General features: G+C 67.1%; 14 protein-coding genes and 1 pseudogene. 4 read left to right on the top strand and 11 right to left on the bottom strand.

Features of this window, described 5'->3' with window-relative positions; translation table 11 throughout:
* Positions 1–2: 2 nt before the first annotated feature.
* Together ABZV38_RS32730 and ABZV38_RS32725 are read left to right on the top strand one after the other, a co-directional pair.
* Positions 3–161, top strand: a pseudogene (locus ABZV38_RS32730) (LytR family transcriptional regulator); the annotation flags it as partial.
* A gap of 38 nt (positions 162–199) precedes the next feature.
* A complete protein-coding gene (locus ABZV38_RS32725; protein WP_356332071.1) occupies positions 200–607 on the top strand; it encodes an NTP pyrophosphohydrolase in 408 nt (135 codons plus the stop codon).
* Between the two features lies 1 nt (position 608).
* Here ABZV38_RS32725 and ABZV38_RS32720 read toward each other — a convergent pair whose 3' ends face one another.
* From ABZV38_RS32720 to ngcE, 9 genes are all read right to left on the bottom strand, one after another.
* Complete coding sequence (locus tag ABZV38_RS32720) at positions 609–2120, bottom strand: amino acid permease (protein ID WP_356332069.1); 1512 nt, start codon at positions 2118–2120, stop codon at positions 609–611.
* 189 nt (positions 2121–2309) lie between these two features.
* Positions 2310–4238, bottom strand: coding sequence for a 1-deoxy-D-xylulose-5-phosphate synthase (dxs, locus tag ABZV38_RS32715; RefSeq protein WP_356332078.1), 1929 nt, complete (start codon positions 4236–4238; stop codon positions 2310–2312).
* A gap of 175 nt (positions 4239–4413) precedes the next feature.
* A complete protein-coding gene (locus ABZV38_RS32710) occupies positions 4414–5718 on the bottom strand; it encodes a sugar ABC transporter permease (RefSeq protein WP_356332068.1) in 1305 nt (434 codons plus the stop codon).
* A complete protein-coding gene (locus tag ABZV38_RS32705) occupies positions 5715–6503 on the bottom strand; it encodes an ATP-binding cassette domain-containing protein (protein WP_356332067.1) in 789 nt (262 codons plus the stop codon). The genes ABZV38_RS32710 and ABZV38_RS32705 overlap by 4 nt, the downstream gene beginning before the upstream one ends.
* Positions 6504–6753: 250 nt before the next feature.
* On the bottom strand, positions 6754–7869 hold the full coding sequence (locus ABZV38_RS32700) for a substrate-binding domain-containing protein (protein WP_356332066.1): 1116 nt from the start codon (positions 7867–7869) through the stop codon (positions 6754–6756).
* A gap of 120 nt (positions 7870–7989) precedes the next feature.
* Positions 7990–9189, bottom strand: coding sequence for an ROK family transcriptional regulator (locus tag ABZV38_RS32695; protein ID WP_356332065.1), 1200 nt, complete (start codon positions 9187–9189; stop codon positions 7990–7992).
* 180 nt (positions 9190–9369) lie between these two features.
* Complete coding sequence (locus tag ABZV38_RS32690; protein ID WP_356332064.1) at positions 9370–10305, bottom strand: carbohydrate ABC transporter permease; 936 nt, start codon at positions 10303–10305, stop codon at positions 9370–9372.
* 14 nt (positions 10306–10319) lie between these two features.
* Complete coding sequence (locus tag ABZV38_RS32685; RefSeq protein ID WP_356332063.1) at positions 10320–11252, bottom strand: sugar ABC transporter permease; 933 nt, start codon at positions 11250–11252, stop codon at positions 10320–10322.
* A gap of 36 nt (positions 11253–11288) precedes the next feature.
* Positions 11289–12743, bottom strand: a complete 1455-nt coding sequence (ngcE, locus tag ABZV38_RS32680; protein WP_356332062.1) for an N-acetylglucosamine/diacetylchitobiose ABC transporter substrate-binding protein — start codon at positions 12741–12743, stop codon at positions 11289–11291.
* A 495-nt stretch (positions 12744–13238) separates the two neighbouring features.
* On the opposite strand from ngcE, the gene ABZV38_RS32675 reads away from it, so the two are divergent.
* Positions 13239–17087, top strand: coding sequence for a GH92 family glycosyl hydrolase (locus tag ABZV38_RS32675; protein ID WP_356332061.1), 3849 nt, complete (start codon positions 13239–13241; stop codon positions 17085–17087).
* A gap of 148 nt (positions 17088–17235) precedes the next feature.
* On the opposite strand, the gene ABZV38_RS32670 is transcribed toward ABZV38_RS32675, so the two are convergent.
* Entirely contained in the window at positions 17236–17877 is a 642-nt protein-coding gene (locus ABZV38_RS32670; RefSeq protein ID WP_356332060.1) for a histidine phosphatase family protein, read from the bottom strand.
* A gap of 391 nt (positions 17878–18268) precedes the next feature.
* On the opposite strand from ABZV38_RS32670, the gene ABZV38_RS32665 reads away from it, so the two are divergent.
* The gene (locus ABZV38_RS32665) at positions 18269–19246 is read left to right on the top strand and encodes a hypothetical protein (protein WP_356332059.1); all 978 of its coding nucleotides are present in this window, start codon (positions 18269–18271) and stop codon (positions 19244–19246) included.
* A gap of 74 nt (positions 19247–19320) precedes the next feature.
* On the opposite strand, the gene hemC is transcribed toward ABZV38_RS32665, so the two are convergent.
* Positions 19321–20256 (bottom strand): hydroxymethylbilane synthase, encoded by a 936-nt coding sequence (gene hemC, locus ABZV38_RS32660; RefSeq protein WP_356332057.1) that lies wholly within the window; start codon positions 20254–20256, stop codon positions 19321–19323.
* Between the last annotated feature and the right edge of the window lie 553 nt (positions 20257–20809).

Here is a 20809-nt window from a genome sequence, read left to right as displayed (position 1 = left end):
ACCCGTCTGCCTGGACGATCATGCTGCCGGTCGCGTACGACAAGCAGGACCCGAACCGTGTGGTGGCAGCCCAGCCGCAGGCCGGTGACCTCTGGAAGGCGATCCGCAAGGACGGCACGATCCCGGAGTCGGCGAAGAAGTCCCCCGCCACCGGCGGCTGACGGACCGTGCGGCGGCCGGTGCGTGACACCCTTCCGGGATGCTGACCGAACGGACTCTGGTGATCGTGGACGCGGCCAATGTGGTCGGGTCGGTGCCGGACGGCTGGTGGCGGGACCGGCTCGGGGCGGCCGAACGGCTGCGGGACTCCCTGGTCCCGTTCGCCGCGGCCGGTCTGCCCGGGCACCCCGGCCCCGTCGAGCTGGTGCTGGTCGTCGAGGGCGCGGCCCGCGGCATCGCATCGGTGCCGGGGGTACGGGTGGAGTCGGCGCCCGGCAGCGGGGACGACCGGATCGTCGGCCTCGTCGCCGCCGAGGCGGCCCCGTCTGCGGACCGCGACTGTGTCGTGGTGACGGCCGACCGGGAGCTGCGGCAGCGGGTCGAGGCGTACGGTGCGCAGTGCGCCGGCCCCCGTACCGTACGGCCGCTGCCGCCCCATCAGGACTGACCTACGGTCGGCCGACAGCGTCGTCGATGCGGCTGTGCCGGCGTCCGTACGCGAAGTAGATGATCACCCCGACGGCCATCCAGATCGCGAACCGGAGCCACGTCTCCGCCGGCAGGTTGAGCATCAGCCACACCGAGGCAGCCACCGAGAGGATCGGGATCAGCGGCACCCACGGCGTGCGGAACGCGCGGTGCAGATCGGGACGGGTGCGGCGCAGCACGAGAACACCCAGGGCGACGACCACGAACGCGAAGAGCGTGCCGATGTTCACCAGCGTCGCCAACTCGTTGATGCTGGTGAACCCGGCGACGATCGCGATGATCACGCCGAGCAGGACGGTCGGTCGGTAGGGGGTGCCGAACTTCGGGTGCGTCTTGGAGAAGAGCCGCGGAAGCAGTCCGTCGCGGCTCATCGCGAAGAACACCCGCGTCTGACCCAGCAGCAGGATCATGCACACGGTCGTGAGGCCGACTGCGGCTCCGAAGCTGATGACGCCCCCGTAGAAGGGATGCCCGACGGCCTTGAAGGCGTCGGCCAGCGGGGCGCTCACGGACAGTTCGGTGTAGTGCTGCATGCCGGTGACCACCAGCGATACGGCGACGTAGAGCACCGTGCAGATGAAGAGCGAGGCGAGGATGCCCCGCGGCATGTCGCGCTGCGGGAGCTTGGTCTCCTCGGCCGCGGTGGCCACGACATCGAAGCCGATGAAGGCGAAGAAGACGACGGACGCGGCGGTGAAGACGCCCAGGACGCCGAAGTTCGTCGGCGCGTAGCCGAAGATCAGCTGGATCAGCGGCGCGTTCAGTCCGGAGCCGGACGGCTGCGGCTGAGCCGGCGGGATGAAGGGCGCGTAGTTGGCGGCCTTGATGAAGAAGAGCCCCGCGATGATCACGATCAGGACGACGGCCAGCTTGATGGCGACCACAACGGTCGTGACCCGGGCGGAGAGCTTCATGCCGAGCACCAGGATGACGGTCAGAACGAGGACCAGGAGGAAGGCCAGGAGATCGAAGCCGAATCCTGTGGCCACATCCGGCCCGGCGAGCACGGCGGGCATGTCCCAGCCGGCGTTGTCCATCAGCGAACGGACATAGCCGGACCAGCCGACCGCCACCACCGCCGTGCCCAGCGCGAATTCGAGCACGAGGTCCCAGCCGATGATCCAGGCGATCAGTTCACCCAGCGAGGCATACGCGAAGGTGTACGCGGACCCCGCGACCGGCACGGTGGAGGCGAACTCGGCGTAGCAGAGGGCGGCAAGGGCGCAGACGATGGCGGCGGCCACGAAGGCGAGTGCGGTGGCAGGCCCCGCCGACTCCTTCGCCACCTTGCCCGTGAGGACGAAGATGCCGGTGCCGATGATGACGCCCACTCCGAAGACCGTGAGGTCCAGGGCGGAGAGGGACTTCCTGAGAGCGTGCTCCGGCTCCTCGGTATCACGGATGGACTGTTCCACCGTCTTGGTCCGGAACAGCCCGCCTCTGGTGGGTGGTGTGTCCTGCTGCGCAGTCACCGGCGTACCTCCACGCACTCGTCGTGAACGCCATGATTGGGACATCACGGCGGCGCAGGGCGCCACGTCGAGCGATTTCACGCAAATGGGCCGGTCGGACCACCCGTACAGGGTGCTCCGACCGGCCCCTTGGCCGTATCGCTCGTCGCTCGTTCGGACCCGTGCGAGCACGGGCCCGTGTCGCGCAGGTCAGTCCCGGGCGGGCTCGATCACGGAGGGCCTGTCGGCGTCGCTCTCGTAGCGGCCGTCCAGCTTGGAGACGAGACCGGTGACCTGACGGGCGATGTCCGGCGCGGTCAGCCCGATCTCCGCCATGACCTCCTTGCGGGAGGCGTGGTCGAGGAAGCGCGGCGGGATACCGAAGTCGCGCAGCGGTACGTCGACTCCGGCGTCGCGCAGCGACTGGGCGACGGCGGAGCCGACACCGCCGGCCCGGCTGTTGTCCTCGACGGTGACGACGACACGGTGCTGCTCGGCGAGCGGGGCCATGGCCTCGTCGACCGGCTTGACCCAGCGCGGATCGACGACCGTCGTCGTGATGCCCTGGGCGTCCAGCAGATCGGCGATCTCCAGGCACATCGGGGCGAGCGCGCCGACGGAGACCAGAAGGACGTCCGGGCGGGCCGTGTCGGCCCTGCGGAGCACGTCCATGCCACCGACCCTGCCGACGGCCTTGACGGACGGGCCGACTGCACCCTTGGAGAAGCGGACGACGGTCGGGGCGTCATCGACCTCGACGGCCTCGCGCAGCTGGGCGCGGACCTGGTCGGCGTCGCGCGGGGCGGCGATCCGCAGGTCCGGCACACACTGCAGGATCGACATGTCCCACATGCCGTTGTGCGAGGCGCCGTCGGTGCCGGTGATCCCCGCCCGGTCCAGGACGAACGTGACACCGCACTTGTGCAGGGCGACATCCATCAGGACCTGGTCGAAGGCCCGGTTGAGGAACGTGGCGTACACCGCGAAGACGGGGTGCAGCCCACCGGTGGCGAGGCCCGCCGCGGAGACCGCGCCGTGCTGCTCGGCGATGCCGACGTCGTAGATCCGGTCCGGGAATTCCTTCTCGAAATTGCTGAGGCCGACCGGCTGGAGCATGGCCGCGGTGATCGCGACGATGTCCTTGCGCTCCTTGCCGAGCTTGACCATCTCCTCGCCGAAGACGGAGGTCCAGTCGAGGCCGGAAGTGGCGACGGGGAGGCCGGTGTCGGGGTGGATCTTGCCGACGGCGTGGAAGCGGTCGGCCTCGTCGAGGAGGGCGGGGGTGTAGCCGCGGCCCTTCTCGGTGATGCAGTGCACGATGACCGGCCCACCGAAGCGCTTGGCCCGCTGCAGCGCGGACTCCAGGGCCTCGATGTCGTGGCCGTCGATCGGGCCGACGTACTTGAGGCCGAGGTCCTCGAACATGCCCTGCGGGGCGATGAAGTCCTTCAGCCCCTTCTTGGCGCCGTGCAGCGTCTCGTAGAGCGGCTTCCCGACGACGGGGGTGCGCTCCAGGATGTCCTTGCCGCGGGCCAGGAAGCGCTCGTAGCCGTCGGTCGTGCGCAGGGTGGCGAGGTGGTTGGCGAGGCCGCCGATGGTCGGGGCATAGGAGCGCTCGTTGTCGTTGACGACGATGACGAGCGGGCGGTCCTTGGCGGCGGCGATGTTGTTCAGCGCCTCCCAGGCCATACCGCCGGTGAGAGCACCGTCACCGATGACCGCGACGACATGGTCGTCCTTCTTCAGCACCTGGTTGGCCTTGGCGAGGCCGTCGGCCCAGCCGAGGACCGTGGAGGCGTGCGAGTTCTCGATGATGTCGTGGTCGGACTCGGCGCGCGAGGGGTAGCCGGACAGGCCGCCCTTGTTCTTGAGCTTCGAGAAGTCCTGGCGGCCGGTGAGGAGCTTGTGTACGTAGCTCTGGTGCCCGGTGTCGAAGAGCACCTTGTCCTTCGGTGAATCGAAGACCCGGTGCAGGGCGATGGTCAGCTCGACCACCCCCAGGTTGGGGCCGAGGTGGCCGCCGGTCTTGGAGACTGCGTCGACGAGGAAGGTCCGGATCTCCTCAGCGAGCTGTTCCAGCTGCTCGGGACTGAGCCGGTCCAGGTCGCGCGGTCCCCCGATGCGGGTCAGCAGGGCCACCCGTGCCTCCTTGCGTTTGAGCTGGTCGAGCATGCCGATCCGCTGAGTCTAATGTTCCGTCCGGGCGCGAAGTCATCGGGCGGTGTGTTCCGGTGCGGATCGGTGTGTGCGTACATACGTACACGCAGATGCCCGGCACCACGAAGGGTGCCGGGCACAGGCGCGGGTACCGCGGTCAGGCGCGGCCCGCCGTCTTCTGGGTCTTGCGGGTGACGGCATCGATGACGACCGTGGCGAGCAGCACACCACCGGTGATCATGTACTGGATCGGCGAGGCGATGCCCTGCAGGGCGAGGCCGTACTGGATCGAGATGATGACCAGCACACCGAGCAGCGCGTTCCAGGTGCGGCCCCGGCCGCCGAAGAGGCTGGTGCCACCGATGACGGCTGCCGCGATGGCGTTCATCAGGAGCTCACCACTGCCCGCGCCCTGGTTGGCGGAGGTGATCTTGGAGGCGATGAAGAGTCCGCCGATGGCGGCGAAGGTGCCGGAGATCGCGTAGACCGACGTCCGGATCATCACCACATTGATACCGGCACGGCGGGACGCCTCGACGCTGCCGCCGAGCGCGAAGATCTTGCGGCCGTACGAGGTGCGGCGCAGCACGAAGTCGGTCGCCACCAGCATGATCAGGAAGACCACCACGGCGAGCGGCAGGCCCTTGTACTGGTTGAACATGATCGCGGCGGCGAAGGCCACCACCGCCAGCCCGGCCGTGCGCACGAGGATCTCGCTGAGCGGGCGGGACGGGACACCCACCGCCTCACGGCGACGGCTGTCGAAGAAGGCCGACAGGAAGTACGCCGCCACGGCGACCACGGCGAGGCCGTAGCCGGCCGCGACATCGCTGAAGTAGTAGCTGGTCAGCTTGGCGACCAGGCCCTCTGAGTCGAGGTTGATGGTGCCGTTGGAGCCGAGGATCTGGAGCATGAAGCCGTTCCAGAACAGCAGACCGGCCAGGGTGACGGCGAAGGCGGGGACGCCGATCTTGGCGAAGATGTAGCCGTGGATCGCGCCGGCCACGGCGCCGGTGATGATCGCCAGGACCAGGGCCAGCCACTCCGACATGCCGTGGGTGACATTGAGCACGGCGAACGTGGCACCCGCGACACCGCTGACCGAGCCGACCGAGAGGTCGATCTCACCGAGCAGCAGGACGAAGACGATGCCGACCGCGATCATGCCGGTGCCGACCATGGCGACCGAGATGTCCGAGAGGTTGCCAGCGGTGAGGAAGTTCGAGTTGAGGCTCTGGAAGATGCCCCAGATGATGATCAGACCGAGGACTACGGGGATCGAGCCCAGGTCGCCGGCCTTCATCTTGCGCTTGAACTCGCCGAGGTATCCGGCGATGCCCTGCTCGCGGACGAGCAGCCGGGGGTCGACAGCGGTGACGGAGCCGGCCGCCGCGGCGGGGTTCTCGGCGGGCGCGTCGGCCGTCTTCACCAGTATCGGCTTGGAGGTGTTGTCGGTGCTCACTTCTGGGCCTCCCCGTTGCGCGCCGCGCGACGGGTCACGGCATTGTCCGTGGCGCCCGTGATCGCGGAGATGATCTCTTCCTGCGAGGTGCTCGCGACGTCGAAGACGCCGTTGTTACGGCCCAGCCGGAGCACGGCCACCTTGTCGGCGACCGCCTTGACGTCGGCCATGTTGTGGCTGATGAGGATCACCGCGTGGCCGCGCTCGCGCAGCCGCTCGACCAGGTCGAGGACCTGCGCGGTCTGCTCGACGCCGAGGGCCGCGGTCGGCTCGTCGAGAATGACGAGCTTCGGCTCACCGAGCATCGAACGGGCGATGGCCACGGTCTGGCGCTGACCACCGGAGAGCGAGGCGATCGGGATACGGACGCTGGGGATACGGATCGACAGCGTGCTGAGGAGCTCGCGGGAGCGGCGCTCCATCTCTACCTCGTTGAGGACTCCGAACTTACGGAGCTCCCGGCCGAGGTAGAGGTTACCGACGACATCGATGTTGTCGCAGAGCGCGAGGTCCTGATAAACGGTCGCGATGCCCAGGCTCTGAGCGTCGTGCGGCCGGTTGATCTGGACGCTCTTGCCCTCCCACTCGATGACTCCGTCATCGATGGGGTGGACCCCGGCGATCGTCTTGACCAGCGTTGATTTACCGGCGCCGTTGTCGCCTACCAGGGCGATCACCTCGCCGGCGTGGACCTCGAGCTCTACATCGGTGAGCGCCTGAACGGCACCGAATCGCTTGGAGACCCCTCGCAACGCCAACACGGGCGTAGCGGACACGTGAACCATCTCCTTCGCCGCCTGACCGGCGGGGATGCCGCGCCGGGGGAGGGCGCGGTGGTCGAGCAGAAGAGAACAGCAGCGCGGAAGCGTTCCGCCCGGCGCCCCGCCCGATAGCGGGACGGTTGATGTGCGGGGCGCCGGGCAGGCTTCCACGGGTGCAAGTCGCACAGAAATCAGCTGACTTGCTGCCGGAGCGCGGTCAACTCGCCTTGCATGTAAGGCGATTGTCCGACCGCGCTCGCGGCGGGGGCGCGGCCTACTTCAGGCCGAGCTTGTCGCAGGCGGCCTTGTAGTTGGCCGTGCAGATCTCGTCCAGCGTGTAGACGCCGTCCTTGAGGACGGTGTCCTTGATGTTGTCCTTGGTCAGCGAGACGACCGGGACCAGGAACGTGGGAATGCCCTTGTTGGTCGGGCTGTCGACCGTGGACGTGGCGACCGAGTCGAGCTTCTTGCCCTGGGCCAGCGCCACGGCCATCTCGGCGGCGGCCGCACCCTCGGGGCCGTACGGCTTGTAGACGCTCATGAACTGCTCACCGGCGACGATGCGCTGCACGCCGGCCAGCTCGGCGTCCTGACCGGTCACCGGCGGGAGCTTGGAGAGACCGGCGGCCTTGAGGGCGGTGATGATGCCGCCCGCCATGCCGTCGTTGGCGGAGTAGACGCCGTCGATCTTGCCCTTGCCGAGGGCCGAGATCGCCGCCTCCATGTTGGCGTTGGCGTTCTCCGGCTTCCACTCCTTGGTGTCGTACTCCTTGCCGACCTTGACCTTGCCGTCGAGCTCCGCCTTGGCGCCCTTCTTGAAGAGGGCGGCGTTCGGGTCGGTGATCGCGCCGTTCATCATCACGATCGTGCCGCCGTCGGCCTTGGAGCCCATGGCCTCCAGCAGGGCCTTGCCCTGGACGTGGCCGACCTCTTCGTTGTCGAAGGAGGTGTAGGCGTCGATCGGGCCCTCGGCGAGGCGGTCGAAGGCGACGACCGGGATGCCCGCGTCCTTGGCCTTCTTCACGGCGCCGGCTATGGCCTTGGAGTCCACCGAGTCGATGATCAGCGCATCGACCTTGTTGGTGATCATGGTGTCGACCTGCTGGGTCTGCACCGTGGCGTCCTGCTTGGCGTTGGCGTAGATGACCTTCGCCTTGCCGCCGGTGAGGTCGCCGATCTTCTTCTCGATGATCGGCCGGTCGAACTTCTCGTACCGGGCCGTCTGGTTCTCGGGAAGGAGCAGACCGATCTTGAGATCGTTGCCCTTCTCCGGGGAGCCGGCGTCCGTGGTCTTGTCGCCGGACTCCTTGGCGCTGCCGCAAGCGGCAAGCGAGGCGGCCATCGCGGTGGCGGCAACGGCAACGGCGGCACGACGCATACGCGTGTTCATTCTCGAACCTCCCTGACGAGGCCGCGACGTTGCGGCCGAGGTGGCTGGAAGTCAACTCGGCCGCGAAGCCGACGTCAAGGAGTAAATCCTTAACGAGATGACAACGGTGCCATTCGTTATCTAAGTGAAGACAGGGGTGGCGGTGGGGAGAGTGCTCTCCAAAAGGGACGAATCCCCCATTTCGCTCAGTACGAGAGCCAGCGCACCCAGCACCTCCGCCCGGGCACCCAGCGCCCCGGGAAGGACCGAGAGCTGCCGTCCGGCACTGGGAATGGCGTACCGCGACACCGAGTCGCGGATCGGCGCGAGCACCAGTTCGCCCGCCTCGGCGAGGGACCCGCCGAGGACCACCCGGCTCGGGTTGAGCAGGTTGCACAGGGTCGCGACACCACTGCCGATGTGCCGTCCCACGTCCCCGATCACCCGGCGACAGCCCGGATCGCCCTCCCGGGCCAGCTGGACCACCCGTTCCATCGTGAGATCGGACCCGTGGCCCGGCTGGAGCAGGGGCAGGACGTACCGCGCGGCCGTGAAGGTCTCCAGGCAGCCCCGGTTGCCGCAGCGGCACACCGGGCCCGATTCGTCGAGCGTGATGTGGCCGATCTCGCCGGCCGTGCCGCCCGGCCCCCGGTAGATGTGCCCGTCGATCACCAGACCGGCACCGACACCGCTCGCGACCTTGATGTACGCCAGGTCCTTGACCCCCCGGCCGCTCCCCCAGACCAGCTCGCCCAGTGCCCCGAGGTTGGCGTCGTTGTCGACGTACACCGGCACGCCGAGCCGCGCGGCGAGCTCCTCGCTCGGGTTGATGCCCGTCCAGCCCGGCAGGATCGACGTGGAGCCCAGCGTGCCGGACTCCACATCGATCGGACCGGGAACGCCGAGACCCACGCCGATCACCTTGCCCGGGCTGATCCCGGTCGTCTCGATCAGCCGCTTGACCAGCTGTTCCGCCCGCCCGAAGCCCTGCGCCGACGAGGCGTCGACGTCCAGCGGCTCGGACTCCTCGGCGAGCACCTGGTGGGCGAGGTTGCCGACCGCCACCCGCAGATGCGTATGGCCGAAGTCGACTCCGATCACGACGCCCGCGTCACCGCTGAGCGAGACGCTGCGGGCCCGGCGGCCGCCCGCCGAGGTGGGGGTCACCTCTACGGTGCCGCCGTCCTTCAGTTCGCGAACGATATTGGAGACCGTAGCCGCGGAGAGGCCCGTACCTCTGGCGATCTCCGCCTGGGTGAGCGAACCCGCCATACGCACGGCACGCACGACCCGCTCAAGGTTGGCGCGATGCAGAGATGTCTGCGACCCCGGAGTCTCCATCGACTCTCTCACTCCTGCCATTTTCTCCAACATGTGAACTCTAAGCTGAACGTTTTGGGGCACTCCCCGTCAAGACCTTGAGCGACCCGGCCCACGGATGAGCAGCAGCGAACCGGGATGTCCGGACATGCGTCAGCGGCCCCCGTCGGATGACGGGGGCCGCTGTGAGGCGGTACGCGGTTATTTCATCGTGCCTGCGGTGAGGCCCGCCTGGATCTGGCGCTGGAACGAGAGATAGACGACCAGCATCGGAAGCATGGCGATGGCCACACCGGCGAAGAGCACCGGCAGGTCCGTCGCGTACCCCTGCTGCTGCTGCAGCTGGATCAGGCCCTGAGTCAGCAGGTACTTCTCGGTCTCCCCCGAGCTCTGCGGCTGCATCAGGACCGAGGGCAGGATGTACTGGTTCCACTGGCCCAGCACATTGAAGATGCCGATACTCAGCAGGCCGGGCTTGGCCATCGGCAGCATCACCTGGAAGAAGACCCGGGTATGCGAGGCCCCGTCGATGACCGCTGCTTCGTGGATCGCCGTGGGCAACGTCCGGAAGAAGGAGTGCATGAAGAAGACGGTGAACGGCAGGGAATAGGCGATGTACACCAGGATCAGGCCCTGGTAGGTGTTCAGCATGTTGAACCGCTGCAGCGTGAAGAACAGCGGGACGAGCGCCAGGAACACAGGGAACATCGCGCCGCTGACGAAGAAGAAGTAGACGATCCGATTGCCCGGGAATTCGTACCGCGCCAGGACATACGCCGCCATCGCCCCGAGGAGCATTGTCAGCGGCACCGAAAACACCAGCACGATCAGGGTGTTGGCGAAGTAGTCGCCGATGCCCTTGTCCCAGGCACGCCCGAAGACGTCGAGGGACCAGTTCGTCGGCCAGCTCAGCGCCGACCCACCGATCTGCGCGTCCGTCTTGAACGCACTGAGCAGCAGCCACAACAGCGGCAGGACGATCAGGACGGCCCACAGGATGAGAAAGCCGTGCGAGAAGACGTTGAGGGTCAGGCCCTCGGTCCGGCGGTCACCGGGCCCAGGCGACTTCTTCGCGCTCCTCTGCCCGGGGATGCTGTCGCCGACGGCGACCGACGGCTCTTTGATGGGTGTACTCATTGCTTGACTCCCGCTCAGAACTCGATGCGCTCACGGCGGGTGGCACGCAGCGTGATAACGGAAATGATCATGGTGAGGATGAGCATCACGACGCCCATCGCACAGGCGTAGCCGCTCTTGCCGAAGTACAGGAAGTTGCGCATCAGCACCGTCGCCATGACTTCACCGTGATGGTCGGGGCCGCCACCGAAGCCCGTGCCCGGCGTCATGGTCGACGCCAGGACGAACATGTCCATCGCCACGATGCCGAGATAGACCCACGCCGTCTGTACGGAGTCCCAGAGCAGCGGAAGCGTCACCCGGAAGAAGGTCTGGGCGCGACCGGCCCCGTCCAGCAGGGCGGCCTCATAGATCTCCTTCGGGATGGACTGCATCGCCGCAGAGAAGAGCACCAAGTAGAAGCCGACCCCGTGCCACACGATGATGACCATCAGGCACCAGAGCACGAGCTTCGGATCGTTCATCCATTCGATGGGGCTGTTGACATCGACCAGCCCCAGCTTCATGAGAAGCCCGTTGAGCAGGCCGCCCTGGTCGCTTCGGTACACCGCCTGGAATAGCACCGCGAGAATCGCGAGCGACAGCACCTGGGGAAAGAAGTAGATGACCTTGTAGAAGCTCGACCCCCTGACCCCGTGCACACCACCCGCACCGCCCCGGCCGCCCGCATTCACCATGAAGGCAAAGAACAGGGCGATCAGGATGGTGACGACCGGGATGAAAACCAGGAGCAGGATGTTGTGCCAGAGCGCTGTGCGGAAGACATCGTCATGGAACAACGCGGTGTAGTTGTCCAGGCCGACGAAGTCGAACACCGGTGACTGTCCTGACCAGTCGGTGAAGGAGTATCCGATGGTCTGGATGTACGGCCAGATCACGAAGATCAGATACAACGCCAGCGGTGCGAGTAGAAAACCCGCGATGAATCTGTACTGCCCTTTTCGCATGACATCCTGCCCCTGGAATTACGGTGAGCGCCGAGATCAGTCGCGGTGGTTCTTCTTGCTGGCCGGGTCCTTGGCAGCCTTGTCCACGGCGGCCTGCGCGCGCTTCAGCCACTCGGCCGGCTGGATGCGCTTGGACATCAGCTCGTTGGATGCGTTCTGGATCGCGACGTCCATCTCGCTGTACCAGCTCGGGTAGAGGTAGTTGAAGGAGTTGGCGTCGCCCGCCGCCTTCACCGCCTCGACCGTGGACTGAGTGCCCGGACGCAGCTTGACGCTCGGGTCGACACCGTCCTTCAGGATCGTCAGCGAGTTCGCCTCCTTGGCGAAGCTCGTCGACCACTCCTTGGAGAGCATCATCCGCATGAACTCCTGCGCCTCAGGCAGGTTCTTGGCCTTGGAGGGGATGATGAACGGCTCACCGGAGCCGGCCCGGATCGCCTCGAAGGGCAGCTTGCTGCCCGGCAGCAGCGGGATCGGCAGGAACTTCATGTCGAAGTCCGCCGGCGTCTGCTTGAGCTGCTCGTTCTCCAGCCAGGAACCGGAGGGGATGAACACGGCCTTGTACTGGTTCCAGCGGGTCTGCGACTCGGTGTGGGTCAGACCGTTGGTGCCGGGCAGCAGCAGGCCCTTTTCGACGATCTCGTAGACCGCCTCGATGGACGCCTTGGCCGCGTCGCTGCCGACGAAGGCCTTCGGGTCGAGGTTGTCGATCGCCTTCATGGCCTCAAGACCACCGGTCTTGGCGATAAGGTCCATGATCAGGATGTTGATGTAGTACGGGAACTTGCCCTGGTGAGCCAGACCGCCGATGCCGTCGGCCTTGGCCTCCTTGCAGATCGCGATGAAGTCGTCCCACGTCTTCGGCTCGGTCCAGCCCTTCTCCTTGAAGAGCTTGCCGGAGTACCACAGACCCCAGAGCGTGTAGACGTAGTTGAGGGCGACGACCTTGCCACCCTGCAGACCCTGCTCGATGGTGCCGGCGATCAGGGTGTCGCGGACCTTCTTGGACGGGTCGTCGACCGAGGGAGCATCGAGCACCGGAGCGAGATCGAAGAGCTGGCCACCCTTGAAGAGGACGTCCAGCTTGATCTGCTGGGCGCCCGAGTCGTCGATGACGTCCGGCGGGTTGCCTCCGTTGAAGCGCGGCTGCAGCTTACCGGTGATCTCCTGGGTCCCGAGGTGGGTGGTCTTGGTGCCCCACTTCTTGTCGAAGAGGGCTTCCCACGCCTTGGCGTAATCGTCGCCGTAGCCACCCTTGAAGACGACGACGTCGAGCTTGCCGCCCTTGTTGACGCCGAAGGGGTTCTCCTTGGAGACAGGGCCCTTGCTCTTCTTGGCCCCGGTGTTCGCATCGTCCTCGCCGCCGCCGGACGCGCAGGCAGAAAGGAAGCTCATCGTCGGAACGGCGATCAGGCCGAGCGCTGCGGAGCGCTTGATCAGATCGCGGCGGCCGAGACCGCCGTTGTCGCTCTGCGCAGAGGTGGATCCCATGCTCAAGTCCTCGCCTTCTCCAGGACTCAGGCGGTGTACCGGTCACCCGTCGATATCGCCTCAGGCGAAGGGCCCCGCCACCGCGGTCAGTTGCGCTTAGTCATGCAGATATACCGGATTGCCTGGTGCAGTTGGGGGTATCGCGAAACCGTACAGCGAGGCCACCGATTGTGCCCCGCAGCCGTTCCCCTGCCCCCCCATGTCCGCGGCCGTGTGAAGCGGCTGCGCAGATGCCGACAGGTATAGTCCACTTATTGCCAACTGATCAAGATCGAATGCAGGTTTGAGCGGCAGTCTTTCCCGAGTTGAGACCTCGCGGATACATGGGCCCCGTGCGCCCTCGTCCGGGTGTAACGATTTCCGCAATACGGTCGATTCACCCGCCCATCCCCGTCCAACACCCTTGACACATCGCACCACTTGCCTCCCTACTGGATCCTGCACATCGCCCTGACAACGTTGTCCAGTGCGCTTCCTCGGGAGGAATGGCTCGGCATGCAGCCCCGACATGGTTCTCGTAAGAGACAAAATCGCACGGCCGCGCTCATCGCGGCTTCACTGGTCCTGGTGGTGACCGCCCCCACCACGGCCGCCGCACAGTCGGCGAGGTCTGCCGAAAAGGGTGAAAAGCCCACGGGCGACCAGACATTCAGCTCATCGTTCGAAGCGAACGAAAAGCAGCCGGACTGGCGCAACACCGTGGAAGAGGGACCGGACGGGAAGAAGCGGGCATCAGGTATCGACGGCGGCTTCTCCGCCGGAATACCGGGCAATGTCACCGACAAGGTCACGGATCTTCGCGCCAGCAGTGAGAACACCGGCGGCGGCGAGGTGAAGGAGAACCTGATCGACGGGGAATCCTCCTCGAAGTGGCTGACCTTCGAACCCACCGGCTGGATCGAGTTCGACCTCGACGAACCGGTCAAGGCCGTGACATACGCGCTCACTTCGGCCAATGACCACGACGAGCGCGACCCGAAGGACTGGACCCTTAAGGGCTCCGCCGACGGCAAGACCTGGACGGACCTCGACTCCCGGACCGACCAGTCCTTCTCCGAGCGCTTCCAGACGAAGTCGTTCGACTTCTCGAGCGACACGGCCTACCAGCATTTCCGCCTGGACATCACGAAGAACAAGGGCGCCTCGGGCATAACTCAGCTCGCCGACGTCCAGTTCTCCGACGGCGACACCAGCACCCCCGCCCCTGAGGAGATGCGCAGCCAGACCGACCGCGGCCCGTCCGGCTCGCCCACCGCCAAGGCCGGCGCGGGCTTCACCGGGAAGAAGGCGCTGCGGTACGCGGGCACGCACAAGCCGGACGGCCGCGCGTACTCGTACAACAAGATCTTCGACGTCGACACGGCCGTCACCCGGGACACCGAGCTCTCCTACCTCGTCTACCCGCAGATGGGCGAGACCGACCTCTCGTACCCCGCCACCCATGTCTCGGTCGACCTGGCCTTCACCGACGGTACGTATCTGAGCGATCTGGGTGCCACCGACAGCCATGGCGGTCTGCTGACCCCGCAGGGCCAGGCCGACGCCAAACGGCTCTACGTCAACCAGTGGAACAAGGTCGCCTCGCGCATCGGCACGGTCGCGGCGGGCAAGACCGTCGACCGGATCCTGGTGGCCTACGACTCCCCCAAGGGCCCGGCGAAGTTCCAGGGCTGGCTCGACGACATCAAGCTTGCCCCGAAGGTCCCGGAGAAGCGCCGCGCGCACCTGTCCGACTACGCGTCGACGGTCCGCGGCACCAACTCCAGCGGTGGTTTCTCGCGCGGCAACAACTTCCCCGCCACCGCCGTCCCGAACGGCTTCAACTTCTGGACGCCGGTCACCAATGCCGGCTCGACGAGCTGGCTGTACGACTACCAGCGCTCCAACAACGACGACAACCTGCCCACGCTCCAGGCGTTCAGCGCGAGCCACGAGCCGAGCCCCTGGATGGGCGACCGGCAGACGTTCCAGCTGATGCCGTCGGTGGCCAAGGACACGCCGGACGCCTCCCGCACGGCGCGCGCGCTGCCGTTCAAGCACGAGAACGAGACGGCGAAGCCGCACTACTACGGTGTGACGTTCGAGAACGGCCTCAAGGCCGAGATGACGCCGACCGATCACGCGGCACGGATGCGGTTCACCTACCCCGGTGACGACGCGTCCGTCGTCTTCGACAACATCTCCAACGACGGCGGCCTCACCCTCGACCCGGGGACCAGCTCCTTCACCGGCTTCTCCGACGTGAAGAGCGGCCTCTCCACCGGTGCCACCCGGCTCTTCGTCTACGGCGTCTTCGACGCCCCGGTCACCGCGAGCGGCAAGCTCAAGGGCGGCGGCGGTGACGACGTGACGGGCTACCTCCGCTTCGACGCCGGCAAGGACCGTACGGTCAATCTCCGCCTGGCCACCTCACTGATCAGCATCGACCAGGCGAAGCAGAACCTCGCCGCGGAGGTCCCTGCCTCCCGCTCCTTCGGCCGCGTCGAGGACCGGGCGCAGCACGCCTGGGACGACATCCTGGGCAAGGTGGAGGTCGAGGGCGCGGACGCCGACCAGTTGACGACGCTCTACTCCAGCCTGTACCGCCTGTACCTCTACCCGAACTCGGGCTTCGAGCAGGTCGGTGGCAAGGACCGGTACGCCAGCCCGTTCTCGCCGCAGATCGGCCCCGACACCCCGACCCACACGGGTGCGAAGATCGTCGACGGCAAGGTGTACGTCAACAACGGCTTCTGGGACACGTACCGGACGACATGGCCCGCGTACTCCTTCCTCACGCCGAAGAGGGCCGGCGAGATGGTCGACGGCTTCGTCCAGCAGTACAAGGACGGCGGCTGGATCTCCCGCTGGTCCTCCCCCGGCTATGCCGACCTGATGACCGGCACCTCGTCGGACGTCGCGTTCGCGGACGCCTACGTCAAGGGCGTGAAGTTCGACGGCGAGGCGGCGTACGAGGCGGCCCTGAAGAACGCCACGGTGGTGCCGCCGTCGTCCGGTGTCGGCCGGAAGGGGATGGAGACGTCCCCGTTCGCGGGTTACGCGAACACGTCGACGCACGAGGGTCTGTCCTGGTCGCTGGAGGGCTACCTCAACGACTACGGCCTCGCGCAGATGGGCCAGGCGCTCTACAAGAAGACGAAGAAGGAGCGGTACAAGGAGGAGTCGGAGTACTTCCTGAACCGGGCCCGCAACTATGTCGAACTGTTCGACTCCAAGGCGGGCTTCTTCCAGGGCAAGGACGCCAAGGGCGACTGGCGGGTCGCCTCCGACGCGTACGACCCGCGGATCTGGGGCTACGACTACACGGAGACGAACGGCTGGGGCTACGCGTTCACGGCCCCGCAGGACAGTCGCGGCCTGGCGAACCTGTACGGCGGCCGCGACGGCCTGGCCAAGAAGCTCGACACGTACTTCTCCACTCCCGAGACAGCGGGCCCGGAGTTCGTCGGCTCGTACGGCGGCGTCATCCACGAGATGACGGAGGCGCGTGACGTGCGGATGGGCATGTACGGCCACAGCAACCAGGTCGCGCACCACGTCACGTACATGTACGACGCGGCGTCGCAGCCCTGGAAGACCCAGGAGAAGGTCCGCGAGGTCCTCGGCCGTCTCTACACGGGCAGCGAGATCGGCCAGGGCTACCACGGCGACGAGGACAACGGCGAGCAGTCGGCCTGGTACCTCTTCTCCTCGCTCGGCTTCTACCCGCTGGTGATGGGCAGTGGCGAGTACGCGATCGGCTCGCCGCTCTTCACGAAGACGACCGTCCACCTGGAGAACGGCCACGACCTGGTGGTCAAGGCGCCGAAGAACAGCGCGAAGAACATCTATGTGCAGGGCCTGAAGGTCAACGGCAAGAAGTGGACGTCCACGTCGCTGCCGCACGACCTGCTCGCCAAGGGCGGTGTCCTGGAGTTCGACATGGGCGCCAAGCCGTCGGCGTGGGGCACGGGCAAGGACGCGGCCCCGGCGTCGATCACCAAGGACGACCAGGTGCCGTCGCCGAAGAAGGACGTGCTGAAGGGCGAGGGCGCCCTGTTCGACAACACGTCGGCCACGACGGCGACGGTGAACGGCCCTGTGGAGCTGCCGGTGCCCGCGTCGACGAAGGCGGTCCAGTACACGCTGACCTCGGACGCGGCGGCGAAGGCCCCGAAGGGCTGGGTCCTGCAGGGCTCGTCGGACGGCACGACGTGGAAGGACCTGGACAAGCGGTCGGCGCAGACGTTCGCGTGGGACAAGCAGACGCGGGTGTTCTCGGTGAGCACGACGGGAACGTACGCGCACTACCGCCTGGTGCCCGAGGGTGAGGGGACGCTGGCGGAGGTGGAGCTGATCTCCTGACCTCTGCACTCCTGTGAACGGCCGGTACCTCGGGTGAGGTACCGGCCGTTCGTTCGTCCCACGGTGCAGACGGACTCGCTCGTGGCGTGGCGTTCGCGACTGCGCCCGGGCGGCATCGCCGTCAGGAGCGGCGCGTACCGGCCCCGTCTCACTCCGGCGACTGCGCCGGCGCTGCCGCGTGGAGGAGACTCTCGGGAAGGGCCAGGTTCCAGGCGGTGATGACGGGATTCCCGTGCTCGGTGCCGAGCCGGGAAACGGCCCCCGTGGCGAGCTGGAACAGTGTGCCGCCGGACGGCGTCAGCCCCAGATAGCGAGCGGTGAATACGCGCAGGAAGTGGGAGTGCGCCACGAGGGCGATGTCCGCGTCCCCCAGCGGTCCGGCGGCCGCCCGGATCTCGGTGAGCACCCGGTCGGCCCGCTCCCCCACCTGAGCCGGCGTCTCCCCGGGATGCGCCTCGGAGCCCGGGGCGACGCCGTCGGTCCACAGGTTCCAGGACGGCCGGGTGCGGTGGATCTCGGCGGTGGTCACGCCCTCATAGCCGCCGTAGTCCCATTCACGCAGGTCAGGGGTGATACGGGGTGAGGCAAGCCCGGCAAGTTCGGCGGTGCGCCGAGCACGCAGGGCCGGGCTGACCAGGGTGAGCCCGATCTTCCGGTCGGCGAGCAGCGGCACGAGAGCACGGGCCTGACGCTCACCGAGGCCGGTCAGCGGCAGATCGGTATGGCTCGTGTGCCGCCCGGACCGGGACCACTCGGTCTCGCCGTGCCGGATCAGAATCAGCTCGCCCATGGGTGCCGTCCACTCTCTGTTCTCCGCGCTGTTCGCGCCGCGTGCTGCGTAGGTTCGGAACTCGTTGATCCACGATTGCATTCCGGGCCCCCCACGAAGGGGTGGTCGGCAGGTCGTTTCGCGGCGCGGCGGCCCCGTATCCCGCTGTGTTCCATCGCCTGCCGCGGCCGAAGGAACTGGCCCCGACGCGAACCCCCGAGCCTTTTACGGCCCGGAGATCGAAGGTGGCGAGCTACTTCGCCGGTGCCACGGCGCTCCAGGAACGCGCCATGTCCATCGAAGAGGGAACCGATGCCGATCACATGATCATCACATGGTGATGGGACGTCTTGTGCTGCAGGGGCATGGCTTGTGAGATGTCTACGACAGCGGGACGAGAGTGGGGCGGGGCATGCCGGATCCGGTGGACTATGTTGCGCGGCTGCGCGCGGAGCGCGAGGACGCGGGCCGGGAGGAGACGTTGCGGAGGGACCGGTCCCGGCGTCGGCTCAAGCGGGGTCTGGCCGGAGGCACGGCGGCCGCAGCGTTGGTGGGTTTCGCGGTGTGGCTGGTCAGCAGCACGTCCGGAGAGCGGCCTGCCGACGAGCCGTTCGCCGCCGGCCTGATGCCTGAGGGCACGTGGCCCGACGCGTGGCCGGCAACGACCGATCTGCCGTTTCGGGGTTCGCACGCCGCCGACTGGGCGACCGATGACACCGGCATCCAAGTACCGGATGTCAAGGCCGTGAACGGGATACCGGAGGAGCGGGTTTTCGACGCGCTGAATCGGACCAAGGATTTCTTGATCGCGGCCAATCTGGATCAGGCCGTGCTCCACGGCGGGTGGCCCACCAAGGCCCTGAAGATGCTTGACGCGCAGGACTCCTCCCGCGCCCGACTGATCCGCCATCTGCGCGAACCGGGTGAGCAAGGCGGTGATCCCACCGAAATGTTCACCCGCTTCGACCCGGCAGAACTCCGTGTGGTCGAGGACGGCATCAGAGTGCACGGCCGAATGGCCTTCGAGGCAGGGAGCGAGCCGGGTCAGTTGCGTGTACGAGCCGACTACACCTTCGTGTACGCGCTGGGACGTGCGGCCCCGGGTGCCGAGCCGGGGCCGTGGAAGGGCACAGAGGAGGTGGCGCGCACAGTCGTGCGACGGCAACTGGTCCTGGAACTCGACGAGCGAGCGGCACCCGGAAAGCTGGTTCCGGTCGAGTACCGGCGACTGCTCGGCAACCATGACTGCCGCGCAGTCGACGGCTTCGTCCACCCGTACTTCTCCAGGGAGGCGGCGCGGGCCGACCGGCCGTGGCCTGTCGTCGACCCGTACGACTCCGGCAAGGACATCGCCGACGATCGGGACTGCATCGTGCCCTCGCGGACCTGATCGAACAGCTCCCCGGTCCGGGGCGGGGCCAGGGCGAGCCGGCTCAGGGGCACCAGCTGGTGCGCCGGACTGGTTCAGTGCGGGATTCCGTCGATGAGTTCGCGGGCGCCCTGGCGCAGGAGGGCGACCGCGACAGACGTGCCGAGCGTGGCCGGGTCCAGGCGTCCTGCCCACTCGTGAGCGTTGAGGATCACTTTCCCGTCGGGCGTGAAGACCTTTGCCCGTAGCGACAGTTCGCCGGCGCCCTCGGTGCGGGCATATCCGGCGATGGGGCTGTTGCAGTGGCCCTGCAGCACGTGCAGGAACATGCGCTCGGCGGTGGCCTCGCGGTGGGTGGCGGGGTGGCCGAGGCCGCTGATCGCGTCGATCAGCTCCGTGTCGCCCTCACGGCACTGGAGGGCGAGGATCCCGGCTCCGATCGGCGGGCACATCGCCTCGACCGACAGGACTTCGGTGATCACATCCGTGCGGTCGATGCGTTCCAGTCCGGAGACGGCCAGAAGCAGCGCATCCGCTTCGCCTGCGGCGAGCTTGTCCAGCCGGCGGTTGGCGTTGCCCCGCATCGGCACGCACTGGAGGTGCGGGTGGGAGGCGGCGAGCTGGGCGCTGCGCCGTACGGAGGAGGTACCGATCCTGGTTCCCTCGGGGAGCCGGTCGAGGGTGAGGCCTCCGGGGTGTACGAGGGCGTCGCGGATGTCGTCCCGTTGGAGGAAGGCCGCGAAGGTGGTTCCGGCAGGCAGTGGCCGGTCGGCCGGGATGTCCTTGACGCAGTGCACGGCGAGGTCCGCCTGGCCCAGGAGGAGGGCGGCGTCGACCTCCTTGGTGAACGCACCCTTCCCTTCGACCTGGGCGAGATCACCCATCCACTTGTCACCGGTGGTCTTGACGGCCACGACCTCGGTGGCGGTGCCGGGGTGGAGGGCGGCCAGCTCGGCACGGACGCGCTCCACCTGGGCGAGGGCCATGGGCGAGTCGCGGGACACGATGCGGATGAGTTCAGGGGCGGACATGGCGCCCACGATAGACCGTCGGATGCAGGTTCCCAGGCGCACTGCGCGTGCCCATGTCATTGCAGTGTCAAGGCAGTTGGAGTGCTCGGACAGGTGTGCGAGCCGCTTCGGTGGCGCACGTGACGCATCGCCCCGCATCCTCCGGAAGCCGACGGTGCGCTTTATGGGCCCTCAGTGGGTCCGGGGGACCTCGCTCCCGTGTGTCCGGATTTTGATCGTACACAAAACAAATCTGGCAGAAATGTCCGAAGATAAAACGAATCATGCGCCAACCCGTCCCATTTGGGCGCCGCCGGGAGCGGACCGCAGCCGTCACGTTGCCCCTATGTGACTGATGTGTCACGGAGACGGGCTGGCGACGAGCGCCGCGATGCAGTATTAGTACTGTCAGTAAACAAATCGGTCGGTCGGCGGTACAGCCGTCCGGGCTCTCGTCGACAAGAGGCAGACCATGTCGGACCGCTTCACCCCTACCTCCGCGGACAAGTTCACCTTCGGTCTCTGGACCGTCGGCTGGCGCGGCAACGACCCCTTCGGTGACGCCACCCGTCCC

This window comes from Streptomyces sp. NPDC005181, assembly GCF_040608395.1.
GTDB lineage: Bacteria > Actinomycetota > Actinomycetes > Streptomycetales > Streptomycetaceae > Streptomyces.
Note: the sequence above shows the minus strand (reverse complement) of the source record. Positions and strands in the feature narration are given on the sequence as shown.

Coding starts and splice junctions, on each gene's coding strand:
- hemC (WP_356332057.1), bottom strand. CDS start 20,256: ATGTCCGCCCCTGAACTCATCCGCATCGTGTCCCGCGACTCGCCCATG.
- ABZV38_RS32695 (WP_356332065.1), bottom strand. CDS start 9,189: ATGGAGACTCCGGGGTCGCAGACATCTCTGCATCGCGCCAACCTTGAG.
- ABZV38_RS32705 (WP_356332067.1), bottom strand. CDS start 6,503: ATGGTTCACGTGTCCGCTACGCCCGTGTTGGCGTTGCGAGGGGTCTCC.
- ABZV38_RS32700 (WP_356332066.1), bottom strand. CDS start 7,869: ATGAACACGCGTATGCGTCGTGCCGCCGTTGCCGTTGCCGCCACCGCG.
- ABZV38_RS32725 (WP_356332071.1), top strand. CDS start 200: ATGCTGACCGAACGGACTCTGGTGATCGTGGACGCGGCCAATGTGGTC.
- ngcE (WP_356332062.1), bottom strand. CDS start 12,743: ATGGGATCCACCTCTGCGCAGAGCGACAACGGCGGTCTCGGCCGCCGC.
- ABZV38_RS32690 (WP_356332064.1), bottom strand. CDS start 10,305: ATGAGTACACCCATCAAAGAGCCGTCGGTCGCCGTCGGCGACAGCATC.
- ABZV38_RS32675 (WP_356332061.1), top strand. CDS start 13,239: ATGCAGCCCCGACATGGTTCTCGTAAGAGACAAAATCGCACGGCCGCG.
- ABZV38_RS32685 (WP_356332063.1), bottom strand. CDS start 11,252: ATGCGAAAAGGGCAGTACAGATTCATCGCGGGTTTTCTACTCGCACCG.
- ABZV38_RS32670 (WP_356332060.1), bottom strand. CDS start 17,877: ATGGGCGAGCTGATTCTGATCCGGCACGGCGAGACCGAGTGGTCCCGG.
- ABZV38_RS32665 (WP_356332059.1), top strand. CDS start 18,269: ATGCCGGATCCGGTGGACTATGTTGCGCGGCTGCGCGCGGAGCGCGAG.